Genomic DNA, 1,271 nt, shown 5'->3' on the forward strand with positions numbered 1-1,271 from the left:
GGTAACGGCCCACCAAGGCGACGATCGGTAGCCGGACTGAGAGGTTGAACGGCCACATTGGGACTGAGACACGGCCCAGACTCCTACGGGAGGCAGCAGTGGGGAATATTGCACAATGGGGGAAACCCTGATGCAGCGACGCCGCGTGGAGGAAGAAGGTCTTCGGATTGTAAACTCCTGTTGTTGAGGAAGATAATGACGGTACTCAACAAGGAAGTGACGGCTAACTACGTGCCAGCAGCCGCGGTAAAACGTAGGTCACAAGCGTTGTCCGGAATTACTGGGTGTAAAGGGAGCGCAGGCGGGAAGACAAGTTGGAAGTGAAATCTATGGGCTCAACCCATAAACTGCTTTCAAAACTGTTTTTCTTGAGTAGTGCAGAGGTAGGCGGAATTCCCGGTGTAGCGGTGGAATGCGTAGATATCGGGAGGAACACCAGTGGCGAAGGCGGCCTACTGGGCACCAACTGACGCTGAGGCTCGAAAGTGTGGGTAGCAAACAGGATTAGATACCCTGGTAGTCCACACCGTAAACGATGATTACTAGGTGTTGGAGGATTGACCCCTTCAGTGCCGCAGTTAACACAATAAGTAATCCACCTGGGGAGTACGACCGCAAGGTTGAAACTCAAAGGAATTGACGGGGGCCCGCACAAGCAGTGGAGTATGTGGTTTAATTCGACGCAACGCGAAGAACCTTACCAAGTCTTGACATCCCTTGACGGACATAGAAATATGTTTTCTCTTCGGAGCAAGGAGACAGGTGGTGCATGGTTGTCGTCAGCTCGTGTCGTGAGATGTTGGGTTAAGTCCCGCAACGAGCGCAACCCTTATGGTCAGTTACTACGCAAGAGGACTCTGGCCAGACTGCCGTTGACAAAACGGAGGAAGGTGGGGATGACGTCAAATCATCATGCCCTTTATGACTTGGGCTACACACGTACTACAATGGCGTTAAACAAAGAGAAGCAAGACCGCGAGGTGGAGCAAAACTCAGAAACAACGTCCCAGTTCGGACTGCAGGCTGCAACTCGCCTGCACGAAGTCGGAATTGCTAGTAATCGTGGATCAGCATGCCACGGTGAATACGTTCCCGGGCCTTGTACACACCGCCCGTCACACCATGAGAGCCGGGGGGACCCGAAGTCGGTAGTCTAACCGCAAGGAGGACGCCGCCGAAGGTAAAACTGGTGATTGGGGTGAAGTCGTAACAAGGTAGCCGTAGGAGAACCTGCGGCTGGATCACCTCCTTTCTAAGGAGTCAGGCAAGAA

The 1,271-nt window shown here is 53.2% G+C and carries 1 rRNA gene; it reads left to right on the forward strand.

What is annotated here, in order from left to right:
- Positions 1 to 1,252, forward strand: a 16S ribosomal RNA gene (locus LKD23_RS12785); the annotation flags it as partial.
- Positions 1,253 to 1,271: the final 19 nt, after the last annotated feature.

Origin of the sequence: Faecalibacterium butyricigenerans (genome assembly GCF_020687345.1) — a bacterium.
In the GTDB taxonomy this organism is placed as follows: Bacteria; Bacillota; Clostridia; order Oscillospirales; family Ruminococcaceae; genus Faecalibacterium; species Faecalibacterium butyricigenerans.